Annotated in this window: 22 protein-coding genes; 9 read left to right on the plus strand and 13 right to left on the minus strand. The window is 63.5% G+C overall.

All coding sequences use genetic code 11. The features are described 5' to 3' along the window. Positions 1-9: 9 nt before the first annotated feature. The 4 genes from LB543_RS19410 to argE all read right to left on the minus strand — a co-directional run bounded on the left by LB543_RS19410 (position 10) and on the right by argE (position 4,062). On the minus strand, positions 10-1,473 hold the full coding sequence (locus LB543_RS19410; RefSeq protein WP_224589908.1) for an aldehyde dehydrogenase family protein: 1,464 nt from the start codon (positions 1,471-1,473) through the stop codon (positions 10-12). A 149-nt stretch (positions 1,474-1,622) separates the two neighbouring features. Next, entirely contained in the window at positions 1,623-1,976 is a 354-nt protein-coding gene (locus LB543_RS19415) for a cupin domain-containing protein (RefSeq protein WP_140808182.1), read from the minus strand. A gap of 24 nt (positions 1,977-2,000) precedes the next feature. Continuing rightward, a complete protein-coding gene (locus tag LB543_RS19420) occupies positions 2,001-2,924 on the minus strand; it encodes a 2-hydroxyacid dehydrogenase (protein WP_224589907.1) in 924 nt (307 codons plus the stop codon). Between the two features lie 13 nt (positions 2,925-2,937). After that, on the minus strand, positions 2,938-4,062 hold the full coding sequence (gene argE, locus LB543_RS19425) for an acetylornithine deacetylase (RefSeq protein ID WP_224615219.1): 1,125 nt from the start codon (positions 4,060-4,062) through the stop codon (positions 2,938-2,940). Positions 4,063-4,294: 232 nt separating this feature from the next. Here argE and LB543_RS19430 point away from each other — a divergent pair, with 232 nt between their 5' ends. Further along, a complete protein-coding gene (locus LB543_RS19430; protein ID WP_224615220.1) occupies positions 4,295-5,197 on the plus strand; it encodes a GNAT family N-acetyltransferase in 903 nt (300 codons plus the stop codon). 290 nt (positions 5,198-5,487) lie between these two features. On the opposite strand, the gene LB543_RS19435 is transcribed toward LB543_RS19430, so the two are convergent. Continuing rightward, positions 5,488-6,015, minus strand: a complete 528-nt coding sequence (locus LB543_RS19435) for a hypothetical protein (RefSeq protein ID WP_224615221.1) — start codon at positions 6,013-6,015, stop codon at positions 5,488-5,490. Positions 6,016-6,148: 133 nt separating this feature from the next. Between LB543_RS19435 and LB543_RS19440 the strand changes: the two genes are divergently transcribed. Both LB543_RS19440 and LB543_RS19445 read left to right on the plus strand, forming a co-directional pair. After that, on the plus strand, positions 6,149-6,592 hold the full coding sequence (locus tag LB543_RS19440) for a MerR family transcriptional regulator (protein WP_140756963.1): 444 nt from the start codon (positions 6,149-6,151) through the stop codon (positions 6,590-6,592). After that, a complete protein-coding gene (locus LB543_RS19445; protein WP_181182802.1) occupies positions 6,589-6,735 on the plus strand; it encodes a hypothetical protein in 147 nt (48 codons plus the stop codon). The genes LB543_RS19440 and LB543_RS19445 overlap by 4 nt, the downstream gene beginning before the upstream one ends. 39 nt (positions 6,736-6,774) lie before the next feature. Here the strand turns inward: LB543_RS19445 and LB543_RS19450 are convergent, their stop codons facing one another. From LB543_RS19450 to LB543_RS19465, 4 genes are all read right to left on the minus strand, one after another. Then, positions 6,775-7,587, minus strand: a complete 813-nt coding sequence (locus LB543_RS19450) for an SDR family NAD(P)-dependent oxidoreductase (RefSeq protein ID WP_140808176.1) — start codon at positions 7,585-7,587, stop codon at positions 6,775-6,777. A gap of 122 nt (positions 7,588-7,709) precedes the next feature. Beyond that, on the minus strand, positions 7,710-8,213 hold the full coding sequence (locus LB543_RS19455; protein WP_224615222.1) for an SRPBCC domain-containing protein: 504 nt from the start codon (positions 8,211-8,213) through the stop codon (positions 7,710-7,712). 3 nt (positions 8,214-8,216) lie between these two features. Then, positions 8,217-8,816 carry an NADPH-dependent F420 reductase gene (locus LB543_RS19460; RefSeq protein WP_224615223.1) on the minus strand — a complete coding sequence of 200 codons (600 nt, stop codon included), beginning with the start codon at positions 8,814-8,816 and terminating at the stop codon, positions 8,217-8,219. Positions 8,817-8,900: 84 nt separating this feature from the next. After that, on the minus strand, positions 8,901-9,635 hold the full coding sequence (locus LB543_RS19465; protein ID WP_224615259.1) for an SDR family NAD(P)-dependent oxidoreductase: 735 nt from the start codon (positions 9,633-9,635) through the stop codon (positions 8,901-8,903). A 266-nt stretch (positions 9,636-9,901) separates the two neighbouring features. Between LB543_RS19465 and LB543_RS19470 the strand changes: the two genes are divergently transcribed. Continuing rightward, positions 9,902-10,798 (plus strand): LysR family transcriptional regulator, encoded by an 897-nt coding sequence (locus LB543_RS19470; RefSeq protein WP_224615224.1) that lies wholly within the window; start codon positions 9,902-9,904, stop codon positions 10,796-10,798. Here the strand turns inward: LB543_RS19470 and LB543_RS19475 are convergent. Both LB543_RS19475 and LB543_RS19480 read right to left on the minus strand, forming a co-directional pair. Then, positions 10,795-11,703 (minus strand): MBL fold metallo-hydrolase, encoded by a 909-nt coding sequence (locus LB543_RS19475; protein ID WP_224615225.1) that lies wholly within the window; start codon positions 11,701-11,703, stop codon positions 10,795-10,797. The two genes, LB543_RS19470 and LB543_RS19475, sit on opposite strands and share 4 nt — an antisense overlap. Positions 11,704-11,919: 216 nt before the next feature. Beyond that, complete coding sequence (locus LB543_RS19480) at positions 11,920-12,945, minus strand: LacI family DNA-binding transcriptional regulator (RefSeq protein ID WP_140756975.1); 1,026 nt, start codon at positions 12,943-12,945, stop codon at positions 11,920-11,922. 195 nt (positions 12,946-13,140) lie between these two features. Between LB543_RS19480 and LB543_RS19485 the strand changes: the two genes are divergently transcribed. The 5 genes from LB543_RS19485 (at position 13,141) to LB543_RS19505 (ending at position 18,109) form a co-directional block, all read left to right on the plus strand. Further along, a complete protein-coding gene (locus LB543_RS19485) occupies positions 13,141-14,172 on the plus strand; it encodes a Gfo/Idh/MocA family protein (RefSeq protein ID WP_224615226.1) in 1,032 nt (343 codons plus the stop codon). Then, entirely contained in the window at positions 14,169-15,077 is a 909-nt protein-coding gene (locus tag LB543_RS19490) for a sugar phosphate isomerase/epimerase family protein (protein ID WP_224615227.1), read from the plus strand. Before LB543_RS19485 ends, LB543_RS19490 begins: the two co-directional genes overlap by 4 nt. Positions 15,078-15,174: 97 nt before the next feature. After that, positions 15,175-16,188, plus strand: coding sequence for a substrate-binding domain-containing protein (locus LB543_RS19495; RefSeq protein ID WP_224615228.1), 1,014 nt, complete (start codon positions 15,175-15,177; stop codon positions 16,186-16,188). Between the two features lie 74 nt (positions 16,189-16,262). Next, entirely contained in the window at positions 16,263-17,060 is a 798-nt protein-coding gene (locus LB543_RS19500; protein ID WP_224615229.1) for an ATP-binding cassette domain-containing protein, read from the plus strand. Further along, complete coding sequence (locus LB543_RS19505) at positions 17,057-18,109, plus strand: ABC transporter permease (protein ID WP_224615230.1); 1,053 nt, start codon at positions 17,057-17,059, stop codon at positions 18,107-18,109. Before LB543_RS19500 ends, LB543_RS19505 begins: the two co-directional genes overlap by 4 nt. 209 nt (positions 18,110-18,318) lie before the next feature. Here LB543_RS19505 and LB543_RS19510 read toward each other — a convergent pair whose 3' ends face one another. Together LB543_RS19510 and LB543_RS19515 are read right to left on the minus strand one after the other, a co-directional pair. Next, complete coding sequence (locus tag LB543_RS19510; protein WP_224615231.1) at positions 18,319-19,062, minus strand: ribonuclease activity regulator RraA; 744 nt, start codon at positions 19,060-19,062, stop codon at positions 18,319-18,321. Positions 19,063-19,085: 23 nt separating this feature from the next. Continuing rightward, positions 19,086-20,249, minus strand: a complete 1,164-nt coding sequence (locus LB543_RS19515; protein ID WP_224615232.1) for a mandelate racemase/muconate lactonizing enzyme family protein — start codon at positions 20,247-20,249, stop codon at positions 19,086-19,088. Positions 20,250-20,273: the final 24 nt, after the last annotated feature.

Below are 20,273 nucleotides of genomic sequence, written 5' to 3' on the forward strand. Positions count from 1 at the left end.
GGCATCTCTCTAGAGGCTGATCAGGACGCTTTTGGTCCTTCGATTGGCGAGATAGGCTTCACGGCCGAGGTCCTTGCCGATGCCGGAACGCTTGTAGCCGCCGGTCGGCAGGATATGGTCGCGCGAGCGGCTGTAGCGGTTGACCCAGACGGTGCCTGCTTCGAGCTTGCGCGCGAAGCGGATGGTGCGGGAGAGGTCGGAGGTGAACAGGCCGGAAGCCAGCCCGTAGGTCGAATGGCTCGACAGCGCCAGCGCCTCCTCCTCGGTCTCGAAGGTCTGCACCGTCAGGACCGGGCCGAAGATTTCCTCGACGATTGCAGGATTGGACTGGTCGACACCTCCAATCAGCGTCGGCTCGTAGAAATAGCCGGCGTGGTCCATGGCATTGCCGCCAGTCAGGCATTCGCCGCCTGCCTCGACCGCTGCCCGCACGATGCCGTCGATACGCGCCCGCTGTCGTTCGGAGATGATGGGGGAGTACTGCGTCGTCGCATCCCAGGTCGGGCCGGGCCGCACCGCCTTCATCTTTCCCAGGATAGCGGCCGTCAGCCTTTCGGCGACGCTTTTCTCGACGATAAGGCGCGTGCCGGCCACGCAGGCCTGGCCGGCGTTGAACGTGACGCTGCCGGCAATTGCGATGGCCGCCTTGTCGAGATCGGCATCGGCAAAGACGAGCTGCGGGCTCTTGCCACCGAGTTCCAGCGTCAATGGCTTGACGCCGGTGCGGGCGACATTCTCCATGATGGCCGATCCGGCGCGGGTCGAGCCGGTGAAGGAGACCTTGGCGATGTCGGGATGACCGGTCAGCGCCGTGCCGGTCGTCGGACCATCGCCCAGGACCACGTTGACGAGCCCAGCCGGCAGGCCAGCCCTGACAGCGAGCTGCGCGATGTAGACGGTCGAGAACGGCGTCATCTCGGAGGGCTTCAGCACAACCGCGTTGCCCGCCGCCAATGCCGGACCGAGCTTCCACCCGGCCATCGACAGGGGAAAATTCCAGGGCGTGATCGCGCCGACCACGCCATAGGGCTCGCTCATGATCATGCCGAGACTGCCGTCGTCGGTCGGCGCCAAGTCGCCGCCTTCCTTGTCGGCGAATTCGGCAAAGAAACGGATCTGCTCGGCGGTAATGGCGATGTCGCCGGCGACAAGCTGGCCGACGGGTCGGGTCGAGCACAGCGCCTCGATCTTGGCCAGTGTTGCCGCTTCCGCTTCGATCAGATCGGCCCAGGCCTGGAGTGCCTTGGTGCGCTCACGCGGCCGGACGCCGCCCCAGTTGCTGGCCTTCAGCGCGGTCTTGGCGCTCTCCACCGCACGGTCGACCATGTCTATGCCGGCCACGGGACAGGCAACATATGATTTGCCATCCGACGGGCGGCATATCTCGATCCCGTCCTCAGCCGAGATCAACTCCCCGCCGATGAAATGACCGACGGGAAGGGGGATCGTATCGGGATCGAAGCTCAGGCTCATCGACAACCACTCCGCGGCATCGGCAGGAGCCTAGCGCGTCCCGGCACGCAGCATGCGCTGTTCGGGGTTCCGCCACCGACGAATGTTGTGTGCTGGGTGCGGGGGACGGCAAAATCTTCCGCGCCGGCCAGCACCTCGCTCGGATTCTGTCATCCCACGGTCACGTAGATCTTGCGCACCGTTTCGATCGTTTTCCAAATACCGGTGAAGCCAGGCTTCATCACGAAACTGTCGCCGGCGCGGTAGGTCATCGTCGCGCCGGCATCGGGCGTGATTTCTATCACGCCGGAGAGGATGTGGCAGAACTCGAATGTCTCCCCCTTGATCGAGCGCGTTTCGCCTGGGGTCGCTTCCCAGACGCCTGTATGGACGAGGTCGTTCTTGGCGACATCCTGCGCCCAGGTCTTGAAGGCAGGGTCGCCGGCAATCAGCCGCTCAGGCAGCGCCTTGGATTCGCGTGGCGAAAAGCTTGGGTTGGTATCGACGGTTTTGAGCAGCGACATGAGGACGGCCTTTCTGGTTGGACTTCAATAACCGCGCGACCGGTCGACGAGCCCGATCGGCTCGACACCGTCGCGGTGGCGCCTGATGTTGTCGATGACGGCGCGTGCGGCGGTCGCGGGCTGGGTGACGCTGGCGACATGCGGGGTGAGGATGATCTTTGGATGCGACCAGAACGGATGGTCCGCAGGCAGGGGTTCAGGATCGGTCACGTCGATCATCGCCGCTGAAAGGCGGTCGCGGTCGAGTGCGGTGACAAGCGCGGCGTGGTCGAGCTGCGGCCCCCGACCTGTGTGAATGAGCGCCGCGCCTTCGGGCAGTTTCGCGAACAGGTCGGCATCGAGGAAGCTGCGGGTGTCCTCGGTCAGCGGCAGCAGGCAGATCAATATGTCGCTGGCCATGAGCATCCTCTCCAGCCCGATCTCGCCGTGATGGCAGGTCACGCCTTCGATCTGCCGCGGCGAGCGGCTCCAGCCGGCGAGGGGAAACCCGAAGGGCTTCAGCCGGTCAAGGACGGCCTGGCCGAGCTGCCCAAGGCCGAGCACGCCGATCCGGCGCGATCCGGCCTGGAGTTGCAGGACGTCACGCCATTCGCCGGCGCGCTGCTGCGCCAGATAGGCCGGCAGGTTGCGGTGCAGGGCAAGTACGGCCAGCGTTACATACTCCTGCATCATGCGCACGATGCCCTCCTCGACCATGCGCACGATCTTCACCTTCCCAGGCACCGCCTCGAGGCGAAACTGGTCGACACCAGCGCCGATTGAAAACAGGACTTCCAGGTTCCTGTAGCGGGCGAGGTTCTCCGGCACCGTCCAGGTGATCAGGTAACGCACGGTGTCGGGATCGACTGTCCCAGCATCAATCGCGAAGGGGATGTCCGGCAATTCTTTGGCGAAAGCGTCGGCGAAGACCGCGCCGCGCCGCGCATCGGAATTGAACAGGAATGTCATTTCCGGTTCCCCTTCAGGCCGTGCAACGGACACCCAGCGCTTCGATCATCCGCTGGCAGGCGGCGAGTTCACCGGCGAGAATGAATTCGTCCGGCTTGTGGGCGCGGGCAATGTCGCCCGGGCCGCAGATGATCGCGTCGAAGCCGGCAGCCTGGTAGAGCCCGGCCTCCGTGCCGTAGCTGACGGCGGCAAGCGGCGCTTCGCCGGTCAACTCGCCCAGCAGTGCCGCCAGGCTCGCGTCTTGCGGCAGCGATAGCGCCGGATAGGCGCTCATTGGCGCCCACTCTATCCGAAAGCCTCCGGCCGCGAGTGCTTCGGCCCGCGCCTTGACCGGCGCGAGCAGGCTGGCAGGGTCGACACCGGGTATGGCACGCGCCTCGAGGTCCAGCGTGCAGCTGTCGGAGATGATGTTGACAGACCGTCCGCCCGCGATCACGCCGGCCTGCAGCGAAGAATAGGCTGGCTCGAAGACAGGGTTGAAAGGACCATGCGTCAGCTGCTCGGCTTCACTCACGGCAGCGGCGAGCACTTCGGACATCGCATGGATGGCGTTGAGCCCGAGATCGGGCCGGGAGGAATGGCCCGAGCGCCCCTTGATAATCACGCGGGCGGCCGCCTTGCCCTTGTGGCCACGCACGGCGCGCATGCCGCTCGGCTCGCCGACGATCACGCCGAGCGGCTTTGCGCAAAGGTCGGGAAGCCGGGCGATGAGATGCGGCACACCGCGGCACCCAATCTCCTCGTCGTAGGAGAAGGCGAGGTGGATCGGCCTGGCAAGGCGCAGCCGCGCCAACGCAGGCACCACCGCCAGCGAAGCGGCAAGAAAGCCCTTCATATCCGTGGTGCCGCGTCCGTAAAGGCGTTCGCCGTCCGGGCGCAGCGTGAAAGGAGCAGAGGTCCATTGCGGCTCGCCAGCGGGAACGACGTCCATGTGGCCAGACAGGATGTAGCCCGGCACATCGGCGGGGCCGATCGTTGCAAAAAGATTGGAGCGGTTACCCTCCGGCCCTGGAAGTAGGGTGACCTTTATTCCGTGCCCCGCGAGGTAGGCCCCGATCCACCCTGCGATATCATCGTTTGGCTTGCCGGCGACCGATGGAAAGGCGACGAGGCGGTCGAGAATATCGAAGACGTCCATTCCTGCCCTCAAAACATTTGGGTGCGCCGGATTGGTGCCGTCGACCATAGGCTGCAACAATTCGAAGGAGGATGTGCGCCTTCTTTCGCGATTGCGTGCCGAAAGCGGAAGTGTTTCAGTCGAATCTTGCGTTGGTGCGCGGCTTTCTAGCAAATCGTATCGGTAGTTTGTTTTAGCGTTGGCAGGAGCATGGGTGCCCTGTGTGTCACTCGTTACGCGGTCTTTCAGAGGCATGGAATTGAAGCCGTCCGGAAGCTTGAAAATCGATGCCTTCTCGATGCGGATCGGCGACATCGAAGGCGTCGAACTCGACCGGTTGCACGCGCACTCTCTATCCGTGGGATGGCCGCATCGCGCCGAGGACTGGCAATTCCTGCGCGAATCGGGACGGGGGTTCGTTGCGCTCGACGAGATCGGCCGGGTGCTCGGCTCGGCCATGTGGTTCCCGCATGGCACCGGTTTCGCGACCGTGGGCATGGTCATCACCTCGCCGCGGCTGCAGACGCTGGGAGCCGGCCAGTGGCTGATGAAGCGGGTCTTCGAAAACGTGGTCGGGCGCGACTTGCGTCTCAATGCGACCCGGGCGGCAAAGCGGCTCTATCTTTCGCTCGACTTCAAGCCGGAGAAGACCGTCTATCACTGCCATGGGATTGCCCGCGCCGCCACGGCGGCTGGAATAGACAGGGAGTGTGTCGAGGTGCGTCGGCTGGTGGCCGAGCACTTGCCGGCGATCATCGCGCTCGATGCGGTCGGTTTCGGAGTGCATAGAGCGGCACTTGTCGAAAAGCTGTTCGAACAATCTCTTGGCTACGGGCTCTTCGACGAGGGGGCGCTCAAGGCCTTCGCTCTCTGCCGGCCCTTCGGCCGCGGCCATGTCATCGGTCCGGTCCTAGCGGAGCGAGATACCGATGCCATCGCCGTGGTCCGGCCGCACATCGCCGATCATTCGGGCAGTTTCCTCCGGGTGGACACGCATATGGGAAGCGGCGAATTCGCCGCCTTTCTGGCGCACAGCGGAATGCCGGTCTTCGACACCGTACTGACCATGTCGATGGGCAAACGCCTCGTCGATTTTGCGGTCGACGGTGCGGCTACACCGGTAACTTATGCTCTGGCCAGTCAAACTCTCGGATAGGTCAGCCGAGGATGCGGGCCGTCGCGGCTGCCTAAGCTGACGGTATTTTTGCAGGCGGCGTCGGGGCGCAGCCAAACGTTCCGAGTTCTGGAAATCAACCGACCGTTCTCCGATAGTTGGTGAAACCCCTAAATTTTTTGCGACGATTTTCTCTTTAAAATCAGAAGCGTAACTTTTTGACGGTCTTCATGTCGGCATTCGCTCGGCGTTGTAGCGGGCTCCAGGAAAGTGCTGCTCAGCGATAGACATCGATAGTCGTCGAACGACGCATTTGCTGAAACAACCGCAGTTCAACTGGAATGCGAAGTGCGCAAGGCTTTGTGTGGCAGATATTTGTCCAGTCCCCAGAGCAATAGTCCGAACACCAAGTGCGGCACGAACGACGCCGGAATAAGTTTCGGACCGACATTGAATCCTGCAAGCCCCCACCCTACGAACGGGAAGAAGACCACAAGGATCACCAGCCAAAGTGCTCCGGCGAGCGCCAATGCCGTCGTGAGATCGCGCCGCGAAAAATAGCGTACGAAGATCACCGCCCAGAATGTCACGTAGGCGGCGTGGAACAGCAAGCCTACCGGCAACGGCAGCGACCGGCCCAACAAGGTCTCCGCGAAAGCCAGCGAAGGTGGTTTTGGAAAAGGCGATGCGCCGGCAGCTGTCAGTGCAAGCATCACGATGGCTGTAATCACCGCAATGACCACGCCGATGCCGATGGCTCTCCGCCATGAGCGGCCATTGGCGTTAGTGTTTGTCATCGACTTCCTCCTTCGAGTGTCAAATATCGCTCGGCGGCTATCGCGCGATAAGCGCAGCGACAACGATCGGCTCGATGGCCGGCCAGGGCTTCGTGCGGTTTCATTCTCGTTCCCTCTCCTGGCGATCGGTTCTAGCCAGAACATAAGGCCTCAAGTAGCTTGAGGTTCAAGTCCTTTCGAACAAGGAGCCGACGTCATGAAAATAGGCGAACTCGCGCAGCGAACCCGCACGAACGCGCCCACTATCCGCTACTATGAGGAGATCGGGCTGCTACCTGTTCCGGCACGGCGTGCCGGCGGCCAACGGACCTACGACGAGCCCGACCGCAGACGGCTGGCTTTCGTCCGGCAATGTCGCGAGTTCGGATTTCCAATCGAACAGGTCCGCTCGCTGGTCAAGCTGACGGAGGATAGTGACCGGTCGTGCATGGAGGCGCGCTCCATCGCGCAGGTTCATCTCGGCGCGGTACGCGAGAAGGTCGTGGAATTGAAAGGACTGGAACGCACCTTGGCCGATTTCATCGAACGCTGCGATGCAATCTGCTGCGGAGGCCCAGGACCGGACTGCGTGATCCTCAAGGACATGGCGGAGCCGGTGTCCGGCGACGCGCCCCTTACAGGTCGAAGGAAGCGCCGGTGATCAAAACCGCGATTGTCTATCTCGCCGCCGCGTTCTTCGAGATCGCCGGCTGTTTCAGCTTCTGGACGTGGGTTCGCGAAGGGAGGGCGGGTGGTGGCTCGCGCCTGGTGTTACGTCGCTGGCACTGTTTGCATGGCTGTTGACACAGACCGACACCGCCGCTGCCGGGCGAGGCTAGACGCTTAGGCGACGAAGCGGATCACGCCGCCATCCACGCGCAGAGCCGCGCCAGTGGTTGCGGAGGCCTGCTCCGAGCACACATAGACGATCATGTTGGCGACCTCGTCGGTGGTCGCGAAACGCTGGATGAGGGTGGTCGGACGCATAGTCCTCAAGAAGCCTTGTTCGGCTTCCTCTTGCATGGTTCCGTTTGCCTCAGCCTGCTTCGCCATAAAGTCACCCAGGATCTCAGACCGGGTAGGTCCCGGCAGGACGGCGTTGACGGTGACACCCGTGCCCGCGACCGCCTCGGCAAGACCGCGCGAGATCGCGAGTTGCGCGGTCTTGGTCATGCCGTAGTCGAGCATCTCCTTGGGAATGTTGACCGCGGACTCGCTGCTCACGAACACGACGCGGCCCCAGCCCTTCGCCACCATGCGCGGCACGTAGTGACGCGTCATGCGCACGCCGCTCATCACGTTCAGCTGGAACAGGCCAAGCCAGTCCTCGTCGGGGATCTTCGCGATGTCCTCGACGCCGTTGTAGTCCCGGATGTGAGCCGTACCCACATTGTTCACGAGGATATCGGCGTCGGGCGCCTGCGCGAAGAATGTGTCGGCGCCCTCCGCGGTCGACAGATCGGCGGCGACGCCGGAGATCTCGCTGTCCGGGAAAGACTGGCGCATCTGCCGCACCGCCTCGTCGACCCGGGCATTCCCACGGCCATTAATGACGACCGACGCCCCGGCGCGAGCTAAACCCTCCGCGGTGGCGCGGCCGATGCCTGCCGTCGACCCGGTGACGATCGCCGTCCGGCCCTTGAGTTTGATATTCATGTCATTCATCTCCTGTTGTTGTTGTGAGCGGCTAAGGCGATCGATGCGCTGAAGCGCATCGTTCCCCTCGACCGAGAGCCTTGAAACCTGGCCCGTGCGGCCCAGGCTTCAGGACAAATGCACTAACCTGCCTTTTTCGCGACATCCGCCTCCGCCGCGCGGGCGAGGCTTTCGACCCATTTCTGGTGATAGCGGTAGAGCGCACCGGGATGCTTGCGTCCGAGTTCCTCGAGGAACCGGGGGCCTTGCTGTGTCTCCTCGGTCAGCACATGACAACCATCGCTCGTGGGAGTGATGACCCAGCCGTGGTACGCGCTCGAGCCGGTCTCGTCGCCATCGACGGTCGTCGCCCATGCAAGCCTGCGGAAGGGCTCGCATTCCGTCACGACCAGACTCATCGGGAATCCGACCGTCACCCGGCTGTATTTGGCTCCGAGCGCAAGTTCCGGCTCATCGGTCAGGATCTTGACCTGATCCTCGGCAGGAAAGTAGCTCGACCAGTTCTCGGCGTGGGCCAGCAGCCTCCATACCACTTGAGGGGGCGCCTTCGCGTCGATGTCATTGAGCGCATAGATGGCCGACGTTTTGGGATCGTGCTTCTCGGGCCAAATCACACGATCGTACATCGATTACTGCTCCTTCTTGAACAAATCCTGGAAGATGAGCTGGCCCCAAACGCGGCCGCGTGCGTGCACCAGCGCGCCACCCTCGTTGAGCTTTCCCAGCTTGACGGGTGCGAACCCGAGTTGTTTGGCCAAGGCCGCCACGGGAGCGATCGCGTCCTCGTCGTCGCTCGACAGAAAGACGACCCGGTGCCCGCCCTCGACGATCGGATCGGCTGCCAAAGTGGCCGCAATCAGGTGATTGAAGCCTTTCACGAACTTGGCGCCGGTGAACGCCTTCGCGACGAAGGCGGAGGACGGGAGACCGTCCAACTCCTCAGGGGGGACTAACGCGTTCATCGCGTCGATGACCGTCTTGCCTTTCCAACTCGGCAGGGCCTTCGCAACCTCGCGATGCTCGCCGAACGGGACCGCCAAGATGATCGTGTCGGCCTCGAGCGCGTCCCGCAGCGACTTGGCGACGACCGTGGGTCCAATCGCCCCAGCCTGCGGCGCCAACGCCTCGGGCGGCCGGCGGCTCGCGACGGCCACCTCGATGTTTTTACGGGCGAAGGCGTGGGCGAGGGCCTGGCCAATCTTACCGAATCCTACAATCGCATAGCTCATGATACTTCTCTGATCCATGTTGATATTGATTCCCCTGCCTCAACGGCGCTGGGGTTATCCGTTTCGCTTCATGGCGACGCGATTTCAGATGGCCGAGAAACCTCCGTCGACAGACAACTCCAGCCCATTCACGAAGCTCGAATCGTCTGAAGCCAGAAACAGCGCGGCCGCCGCAATTTCCTCGGGACGCCCCATCTTTCCCCGCGGGATCAGGGATTCGAACATCCGCTTCGCCTCCTCGGTGAGAACTTGGTCCTGCATCGGTGTGGCGATCGGCCCCGGGTGCAGCACGTTCACCCGGATATTCCTGCTCTTCAGTTCGTTGAGCCACCCGCGTGCGAATGCGTGCAACGCCGCCTTGCTCGCCGCATACACGCTGTAACCAGGAAAACCTTTCGCCGAAGCCACTGATCCGGTCATGAAGATCGATCCGCCATCGTTGAACAGCGGCAACGCCTTCTGAACCGTGAACAGCGTGCCGCGCGTATTCAGGCCGAAGGTCGCATCGAAATGCTGCTCGGTAATCTCGCCCAGTGGGACGGCTTCGCCCATGCCGGCGCTCGCATACAGGACATCGATCTTGCCTTTTTCCCGCTTGACCGTGTCGAACAGGCGGTCGAGGTCGTCGAGATTGGCCGCATCGCCGCGCACGCCGGTCACGTTCCGGCCAATCAGCCTGAGGGCCTCGTCCAGCGCCTCCTGCCTCCGGCCCGTGATGAAAACGTAGGCGCCTTCTTCGACGAACCGCTTGGCGCTCGCCAGCGCCATGCCGCTCGATCCGCCTGTGACGACTGCAACTTTACCGTCTAGCTTTCCCATGACTTCTCCTTTTGTGATGTCGGACAGCATCTGCCTCCGAGAACCTCGAAATGGGTCCGCCGGCGTCAGTTGTTGAGTGCGGAAGCGCGCACATCGGTGGTGCAAAATCGATCCGGCTGGACGACTGACGCCGGCCGCGACGATCGGAATCAGTCGTTCGGAATTGGGTCGCGCTCGTCGATATAAGCTATGATGGCGGCCGTACTGCTGTACGATGCATTCGATACGGACTTTGGAAAGCGCACCACGCGGTGCGGGATTGCACCATGATCGACTGGGATGACATTCGCCACTTTCTTGCCGTCTCGCGTGGAGGCTCGGTGCGGGCCGCCGCCGAGCGCCTCGGTGTGAACCACTCGACCGTGCTGCGACGCGTCGCCCAACTTGAGGAACGCCTCGGGGCGCGGATGTTCGAAAAGCTGCCTTCGGGCTACCGCCTGACGGCTGCGGGCGAGGAGGTCCTCGAGTTCGCGGACCAGATGGAAGCGTCGTCGCACTTGCTGGAGACGCGCGTCTTCGGGCGCGACGAGAGCGTGCGCGGGCTTCTGCGGGTGACGCTGGCACCGCCCCTCGCGACACACCTGCTGATGCCGGATTTCGCCGATTTCGCGCGTCTGCATCCGGACATCGAGATGGAAATCTTGTCGGCCGGCGAACTGGCAAATCTGACCAATCGAGAGGCCGACGTGGCGATCCGCGTCGTCTACGACCGCAAAACCCTGCCGCTCAATCTTCACGGCCTGAAAGGACCGGAGCTGCTCGGCGGCGTCTACATGTCCCGCGATCTACTGGCTGCGTGGCGAGCGGGGGCGCGGGACCCCATCCGGTGGATCGTCATAAGCATTCATGGAATTCCGGATTGGGCCCGCGAGGGTGAGGTTCGCACCACGGGGGTTCCGTTCAGGACCACGGACAGCGCGGCGCAGATCGTTGCGGTACGGCAAGGGCTCGGGATCACGACGCTGCCGTGCTTCGTCGGAGATGCCGACCCCCTGCTGGCGAGGGTGCCGGGCACCGACCTGCACATGTATGGAACGCTCTGGCTTCTCACGCAGGGGGAGACACGCAAGACGAAGCGCGTGCGGCTCCTCACGGAATTCGTATCCCGCAGGCTCGCCGCATACGCTCCGCTTCTCGCGGGGCTGTCCATAGCGCGGGACTAGACGGTGAGGGTCATGAAATCCGTCGCGACAAGGCTGTTCGCAAATGTCCGGACGGCTTCCGCGAGAATTTCTTCGTCGCGATAGCGGCCGGAGATGTGGGTAAGAACGAGCTGCTTTACATCGCTGGTCGCTGCGAGCGAAGCTGCCTCCGCAGCTGTCAGATGTCCGTAGTCGCGCGCCATCGTTGCATCTCGTTCCAGGAATGTGGCTTCGATGACCAGCAGGTCGGCGCCGCTCACCTGGTCGGCCAATCCATCGATGGTTTCGACGTCGCCTACAATGATCAGTTTCTTGCCAGCTTCGGGTGGTCCGAGGACGGCTTCGGGTGCAATCATTCTGCCGTCGGGGAGAGAAATCGAGCGGCCTTCGGCCAGGTCCTTCCGGATCGGACCGGCTGGCACGCCCAGAGCCACCAAGCGGTCCGGGCGGAGGTGACGACGCGCCGGCGTCTCGAAGATGAAGCCGTAGCTGTCGGTGTCGCGATGGCGAACTTGAAAGCAGTCGACCGTGAACTCATCCACCTCGAACACGCGTCCGGGAATAAGCGGCACGAGTTGCAGCGGGATCGGCGCGCGTCCCTCACCCCAAAGGCCAGCGAGCATGCGGGCGATGACGTCGAGAGTGTCGGCGCTGCCATGAATGGTCACAAGGTCCTCGCTCTGCCGGAGCCGAAGCGTCGAGAATAAGCCCGGAATCCCGAGCACGTGGTCGAAATGCGCGTGCGTGAGGAGCAGGCGATCAAGTCGCCTGAATCCGGCGCCGCTACGCAGAAGCTGACGCTGGGTGCCTTCCCCGCAATCGACCAGCACCCGTTGACTGCCGGCTTCAATGAGCAGCGCCGGGTGGTTGCGCTCGGCCGAGGGCACGCTGGCCGAGGTGCCAAGGAAGACAAGCCTGAAGGTCATGCGAGCAGTCTACCTCGCGGCCAACGAGACCTCAAAGCGAGCGAAAGAGCGGTCGTGGACAGGCTTCGCGTACGCGCGCCAGTCATCGGATGCAAACGCCACAAAGCGCCATACGGCAGCGGCGCACCCTCCCTGAGGTTCACTCGTGAGGGTTCCTCCCAGGCGTCGCTTTGCTTCAGGCAGCCGCAGCCTCGATCCGCACCGGGATCAGTATGATCAATCGCTATCGCGCGCAATTAGCTCCAGCGGCCAGACCTCGCGCATGATGCGCGGGCCCTCCGCGCCGGCGAAGGCAGGAAGCGACGCCAGCAGCATTTCGGCGAGCCGCCGTCCCATCGGCTGCAGCGCCGGGCGGAAAGCAGTCAGCGCCGGCGAGAAATAGCGGCAGAGCGGCGTATCGACGATGACGGTCACCGCCATGTCGTGACCCGGCTTGATGCCCATCTCGGCCAGCGCCTTGCACCCGCCAAGCGCCATGGCGTCATTGTTGAAGATGATGGCGGTCGGCGGGTCCTTGCAGCGCATCACCCGCGGTGTCACTTCGTAGCCCCCGGCCTCGTTGATGAAGCCGTCGGCGATCAGACCGGGATCGACGGCGATGCCATGCCTGCGCAAGGCCTTGCGATAGCCGTCGACGAACAGATAGCCGAAATTGAGATCGAGCGATGGGCGGATGGCGGCGATGCGGCGATGGCCGCGCGCCACCAGCCGGTCGACCGCGTCGGCGCCTGCTTTTTCGAAATCGAGATCGAGCGAGGGATAGGTCTTGTCGCCGGAGCGGCTGCGACCGAGCGTGGCGAAGGGGAAGCCGGCCTGGGTGAGATAGTCGATGCGTTCGTCCTCGCGCCGCGTCCAGGCCAGCACCACCGCGTCGGCACGACGCGTCTCGACGACACGCCGCAGGCGCTCCTGCTGATAGTCGCCCGGCGCGCCCATCACCACGATCAGGTCAAGCCCGCTTTCGGCGAGCCGGCCTTGCAACCCAGTCAGGAACGGAATGAAGAACGGCTCGCCATATTCCTGGTCGCCCGGATGCGGCTGCAGCATGAAGGCGATCGAACGAGTGGCGCCTTGCCTGAGACTGCGGCCGGACTGGTTCGGTGAATAGTTGAGAGCCCTGGCCGCCTCGAGCACGCGCTGGCGCGTGTCGGCATTGACGTCGGCGCGACCGTTCAGCGCCCGCGATACCGTGCCGATCGAAATGTTCAGGTGACGGGCAAGGTCGTGAATGCTGGACGCCAAGTGACTGTTTCTCCCCATGCTTGGCTAGCACCGGTGGCCGCCCGGGCCAAGGCGCAACGACGATTTTCGTGGGCTGCCGATTGACATTCTACGCCTTCGGGTGTGTTCTCGTAAACGTTTACGGAAAAACGTTTACGGTAATGCCGTGAACGCCGGGACGATCGGCCTGGAGGGGCCGAGAGGGAGGAGTGCTGGATGATCGACGCCGTCCTGGTCGGCTGCGGAGCGATGAGCAAGGCCTGGCTCGATGCCGCGCGGCGGATCGATGGGCTTGCCATTGTCGGCCTTGTCGACCTCGATGCCGACAGGGCGAAGGCGAGGGCGCGAGAATACGACCTCGGTGGTGCCGTCATCGGCACCAGCCTCGACGCCGTGCTCGACCAGACCCGACCGCAAGCGGTGTTCGATGTAGTGGTTCCCGCCGCCCGGCGCGACGTTGCGTTTTCCGCCTTTGCCCATCATTGCCATCTGCTGACGGAAAAGCCGCTCGCCGATAGCCCGGAAAATGCCCGCGCCATCGTCGAGGCCGCCCGCCAGGCCGGGCGCATCCATGCCGTCGTCCAAAACCGCCGCTACGTCGCCAATGTCAGACGCATCCGGAGGTTTCTGGACTCCGGCGCCATCGGCAAGCCGACCAGCATCCACGCCGACTTTTTCGTTGCGCCGCATTTCGGCGGTTTTCGCGAGGAGATGGCGCATGTGCTGCTGCTCGACATGGCGATCCACACATTCGACGCCGCCCGCTACATGGTCGATGGCGAGCCGGCCGGCGTCCATTGCCAGGAATGGGAACCGGCCAATTCCTGGTACCGACAGGGCTCGTCGGCCAGCGCGGTCTTCGATCTCGGTGGCGGCAAGGTCTTCACTTATGCGGGCAGCTGGTGCGCGGCCGGCTTCCGCACCAGTTGGGAGGGCAGCTGGCGCGTCGTCGCCGAGCGCGGCAGCCTGATCTGGGACGGCCATGACGGGTTGAAGGCGGAAGTGGTGGTGCCGGGCCGCGACGGCATGTTCGACAAAATCCAGCCACTCGAGGTGCCTGCGCTCGATCCCGCCGACCGCGTCGAGGGCCATCTCGGCATCATCAGGGATTTCATGCATGCCATCGAGACCGGCACCGAGCCGGAAACGCGCGGCGCCGACAACATCAAGAGCCTGGCCATGGTCTTTGGCGCCATCGAGAGCGCCGAAACCGGACGTCGCGTGATGATCGCAAAGGAAGCACAATGATGCCAAACCCGCTTCTCGACATCAGGATCGGCACCATGGTGCGGGCCAACCTCGACGACCCGGCCGCCTACATCAAGGCAATCCTGCCGCTCGGCTTCGAGAGCATTCAGCCCTTCTTCTGGCAGACGCTGGGCGGCAAGGACCTGCCCCGGCTGGCCGGCCAGATCCGCGAGTCGATCGGCGATGCCGATGTCACGGTGTCTTCGCTCGGCGTGTTCGGCAATCCGCTGGAGAGCGGCGATGTCGATCGTGGCGTGCTCCAGGCTTGGGAGACGGTCATCGACAATGCGCATTTGTTCGGCGCCTCGATGGTCTGCGGCTTTACCGGCCGGCTCCGCGGCAAGCCGCTGACAGACAGCCTGCCGCGCTTTCGCGAAGTGTGGGGGCCGCTGGCCAGGCGCGCCGCCGACAAGGGCGTTCGCATCGCCTTCGAGAACTGTGCGATGGACGGCAATTGGGCTGCCGGAGACTGGAACATCGCCCACAATCCGGATGCCTGGGAGCTGATGTTCAACGAGTTGCCTGACGACAATCTCGGCCTCGAATGGGAGCCTTGCCACCAGCTCGTGTATCTGATCGATCCGATGCCGCAGATCCGCAAATGGGCACCGCGCATCTTCCACGTCCATGGCAAGGACGCGACGGTGCGCTGGGATGTCATTCGCGAGCACGGCGTGTTCGGCCGGCTGCCGTTCGTACAGATGCGCACGCCGGGCTTCGGCGACAGCGACTGGACGCGGGTGATCAGCGAATTGCGGCTGGCCGGGTACAAGGGCGCCATCGACATCGAAGGCTGGCACGATCCGGTCTATCGCGGCGACCTCGAGATCACGGGGCAGGCGCGGGCGCTGGAGTATCTCAAGCTATGCCGGGGAGGTGCGAGCTACCTGCCAAATCCGGCGTGAGGATCGGTCGGCGGGAGGAGCCGGCCGCAAGTGGTACTGCCAAAGCAATCGTTCAAAGGCCCCTCGGCTGACGAGGGAAACAATGGGAGGAACGTGCATGAGCATCGCGATCAGAACGACACTTCTGCGCACGACCGTCGTGGCGGCGGCCACGGCGCTTACCGCCGCAATCTCCACCTTGCCGGCGCAGGCGCTGGACGCCCAATGGTGCAAGGACGTTCACATCCGCTTCTTCGTCGGCGGCGCCGAGGGCGACGCCTTCGGCACCATCGTCTACAATGGCGCCAAGCAGGCCGCGGCCGATCTCGGGCCCAAGGTCGACTACATCTTCTCCCAGTGGGACGCGGAGAAGATGGTGCAGCAATTGCGTGAAGCGGTCGCGGTCAAGCCTCAGGGCATCGCCATGATGGGCCATCCGGGCGACGCCGCGATCATGCCGCTCGCCGAAGAGGCGCATAAGGACGGCATCAAGATGATGTACCAGAACGTTCCGGTGCCGAAGGTGACGGCCGCATTCGGTGGCGGCTATATTGGCGCGCAGCAGGAACAGCAGGGTCGCGCGCTCGGCGTCGAAGCGTTCAAGCTCGGCAAGCTCAAGGCCGGCGACAAGGCAATCATGATCGGCCCGTTCGAGAACGAGAACCGCGGCGCGCGCGAACGCGCCACGGTGGCGGCGCTGAAGGAAGCGGGGGTCGAGGTCATCCAGCTGTCCTCGCCGCCGAGCGGCGAATGGGCTTCCGACCCCAACCTCGCCATTCCGGTGATCACGGCGGCGCTCCTCAATCACCCGGATATCAAGGCGGTCGGCTATCCCGGCGGCCAGATGCTCGGCAATGTCGCAACCTACATGCAGGCGGCAGGGCGCAAGCCTGGCGATATCTTCAACTTCGGTTTCGACACCAGCCCGCAGATCGTCGAAGGCTTCAAGGGCGGCTGGGTGCAGCTGACGGCCGACCAGCAACCGTTCCTGCAGGGCTATCTGCCGATCCTCAGCCTATGCCAGCAAGTGGTGCTGGGTCTGGCGCCGATGAATGTCGACACCGGCGCCGGCTTCGTCACGCCGGAGAATTACGAGATCGTCGCGGAACTCGCCAAGCAGGCGCTGCGCTGAGCTCCCAAGCCGTCGGCCGGGATCAGGCCCCGGCCGGCGGGACCGCTGATGCGTAACAATCAAGCGAGGATCCGATGGCCGAACGTCTCATAGAACTGCGCAATATCGCCAAGTCCTACGGCCACGTCTACGCACTTGGCGGGGTCAATCTCAGCGTCGACCGCGGCGAGGTGGTCGGCCTTATCGGCGACAACGGGGCCGGCAAGTCGACGCTGATCAAAATCCTGTCGGGCGTGGTCAAGCCGACCAGCGGCGAGATCCTCGTGCGCGGCAAGCCGGTGACCGGATGGAGTGCGGCACGTTCGCGCGAGGCCGGCATCGAAACGGTGTTCCAGGACCGGGCGCTGGCCGTGCAGCAGACGATCGTGCGCAACATCTTCATGGGCCGCGAACTCACCGGTTTTCTCGGCTGGCTGAAGGTCGGCAAGGAAATCGAAGAGGCGAGTCGGCTGATGCGTGAGATAGGCTTCACCTCGAAAGTATTCACGCCGCACTCGATCGTCGGCCAGTTGTCGGGCGGTGAACGCCAGGGCGTGGCGATCGCGCGCGCCATCTACAAGCAGGCGGAACTGATCGTCCTCGACGAGCCGACGACGGCGCTGTCTCTGACCGAGACCGCGAAGGTCTTCCATTTCGTGCGCCAGGTGCGGGCGAGCGGCCGCTCGATCCTGTTCATCGGCCATAACATCCATCATGTCTTCGACATCGCCGATCGCTTCGTGGTGCTGGATCGCGGCAAGGTCGCGCTCACAGCCGACCGGAGCGAAGTCAAGTCGGCCGAAGATCTCATCAATTTCATGGAAGACGTCGCGCATCCGGGTGGGTTGGCCGGGTTGCACGACACCGGCGACGCGGAGCAGAGAGCACGATGAGCAAGACCATGGAGCCCGATCTGCGCAAGCCGTCGGCCGGCACTTCCCGCCAAGGCAGTTCCCAGAACGAGTGGAAGCACCCGTCCGATCACTGGATGCGCGGCTTCATCCTTGACAACCGCGCATCGCTTGGCACGCTCGGCGTGTTCATCGTCATGATGGCGGTGTTCATGATCGCCAACCCGACGGTCTTCACAACCTGGTATCTCTACAGCGCCGTGCTCACCACGCTTCCCGTGGCGCTGTTCGTGGTCGTGCCGCTGGTCTTCGTCGTCACCTGCGGCGAGATCGACCTGTCGTTTCCCGCGACGATGGGTTTTGCCTCCTGGGTCTTCGCGCTGGTGGTGCAGGCCGGCTACGATCCGTTCCTCGGCATTGCGGCAGCGCTGGTCACCGGCACGCTGCTCGGCTTCCTCGTCGGGTCGCTGGTGGTTTATGGCGGGCTGTCGTCGCTGATCGCCACGCTTGGCATGAATTTCCTGCTGCGCGGACTGATCCAGATCATCAATGAGGGCAGATCGACTTCGCTGACGAGCCTTGCCGATAGCTGGGCCTACAGGATCTTTTCCAGCCAGATCCTGGGCATCCCAGTGCAAATATTCTGGGCCATCGCCTTCGTCGTCCTTTCGGCGCTGCTCTACAACCGCCACCGCTTCGGTGCGCAGGTCAAGGTGGTCGGCGACAATCCCGACAGTGCCCAGCAGATGGGCATCGACGTCAAGCGCGTGCGGGTGAAAGTATTCGTCTTCGTCGGCATCGGGGCCGCGATCGCCGGCACCTTCTCGGTGATGATCAACTTCACCTGGTGGCCGACGGCAGGCGACGGCTATCTCTTGCCGGTGCTGGCCTCGGTGTTCGTCGGCGGCACGCCGACCTGGGGCGGTATCGGCACAGTGGCCGGCGGCGCGATCGGCGCGGTCACGGTGTCGTTCATCCAGACCGGCGTCGTGGCGGCTGGCCTGAGCGGCTTCTACGTTCAGTTCTTCAACGGGCTGATCATCATCCTTTCGCTGCTTGGCCACAAATGGAACCAGGCAAGGTATCGGTGACGCGATCAGCTTGGTGCGAGAGGTCGTTGGCCGACGGTGGAGCTGTCTGCCACCTCACGCAACTTGATATGGGTTAGCTTTTTCCACCTCGAGTTTCACTGAGAAGATCGGCACAGCTGCTTGTTCGCGCATCAACGCTATCGGCGGCCGCGGAGTTTTGCGTCAAAAAGAGTCCCTGCCTGACAAGGCAATGGACAATTGGACCCCGTTTATTGAAGTTTGGGGTTGGCTTTCCGCCAAGCCTCATACTCTTCGTTGGCACTTGGGTGCAGCGGATAATAGCGTTGCAACGACCCGCCCTCCATGAGCTTCATGCGCGAAAATTCCTCCCAGTCGTGATGCTTCTGTGATTCATCGATCACCTTTGCGGCCATTGCGACGGGCAGCACGACCACCCCGTCATCGTCGGCGACGATGATGTCGCCGGGGATCACCGTGACACCGCCGCAGGCAATCGGAACGTTGACGGCATTGGGATAGATGCTGGTTTGCACATGGTAGTTGGGCGTCCAGCCGCGCAGCCATAGCGCCAGATCGAGCTTTTCGACATTGGGCCGGTCGCGCATGCACCCGTCGATGACGATACCCGCGCCGCCTCTGCCCTTGAAATACGTCGACATCATATCGCCGAAGACGCCCGAGCTCATGTCGCCGCGCGCGTCGACCACGACCACGTCGCCTTCCTGCGCGTGGTAGAGCACATGCCGGTGCAATTGCGTCTCCGGGTCGGCATATTCGCCCTCGGTGAAGAGGTCCGGCCGCTGCGGCATGAACTGCAGCGTCAGCGCCGGCCCGACGATCGACTTGCCGTGGTTCTGCGCCACCGGACCGACCATGTGCGGATTGCGGAAGCCCATATGGCCAAGCGTGCCGGCGACCGTCGCGGCGCCGATCTCCCTTAGCGCGTCGATCAGATCCTTGGGCGGCCGCGTGATGTCGGAAGTATGCGTCATTGTGGACTCCGATTGAAAGGGAACTACCAGTTCGTGACAGAACCATCGCGGCGCTTGAGGTGGGGCGCTTCCCAGAAACGGAAGCTCTGCGCGCGGACCGCCTCTTCGTTGACCTCGACGCCGAGCCCCGGCAGATCGGTGACGAGATAATCGGGGCCGTCGAGCCGTGGTTGCACCGGGAAGAATTCGGAATTGTCGAAGCCAAGCTTTGCTTCGGGCGCCCTTGTCTCCAGCCACGAAAAATTGGGTACCGCGGCGGCCAGATGCACGGTCGCGGCCGTGCATACTGGACCAAGCGGATTGTGTGGCATCAGGTCCACATAGTGCGCCTCGCTCCAGCCGGCGACTTTCATCGCTTCGGTGAACCCGCCGACATTGCAGATATCGAGCCGGTTGAACTGGTGGATGCCGCGCTCGATATAAGGCAGGAACTGCCACTTGCTTGCAAATTCCTCGCCGATTGCAAAGGGGATGTCGGTCATGGTGCGCAGGGACTCGTAGGCCTCCGGCGTCTCGTCGCGTATCGGCTCCTCGAGGAAATCGAGCACGCCGCGGTCGAGCTTGTTGCAGAAGCTCGCCGCCTCCGCCACCGACAGCCGATGATGATAGTCGATGCCGAGGACGACATCGTCGCCCAGCGCCCCGCGCGCCTTGTTCAGCATAGTCGCTGTAGCGCCGATCGACTCGCGGGGCTCGAAGATGTCCCTGCTGTTTTGCCCGACGGGGAAAAAGCGGATTGCCTGCCAGCCCTGGGCGCGCAGTTCGCGGGCCCGCTCGATGGCAACATCGCCCTCGGCCTCGTCTCCGGTCGAGGCGAAGGTGGGGATCCGGTCCCGTTGCTTGCCGCCCAGCAGCTCGTAGACCGGCACCCCCAGCGCCTTGCCCTTGATGTCGTGAAGGGCGATGTCGATGGCGGATATCGCGGCCTGCAGAACGCGCCCGCCTTCGAAGTACTGGCTGCGGTATACCTCCTGCCAGATCCGCCCGATCTGCATGGGGTCGCGGCCGACCAGAAACTCGCTATAGTGCTCGACCGCGCCGGCCACGGCCTTCTCGCGTCCGCTCAGGCCGCTCTCGCCCCAGCCGAAGATGCCGTGGTCGGTCTCGACCTTGACCAGCATCTGGTTGCGCGTTCCCACCCACACCGGATAGGGCTTGATCGCGGTGATCTTAAGCTTCGCAGTCATCCACGTCCCACAAGCATTCCGCCC

The organism is Mesorhizobium sp. ESP7-2 (assembly GCF_020164715.1).
GTDB lineage: Bacteria > Pseudomonadota > Alphaproteobacteria > Rhizobiales > Rhizobiaceae > Mesorhizobium.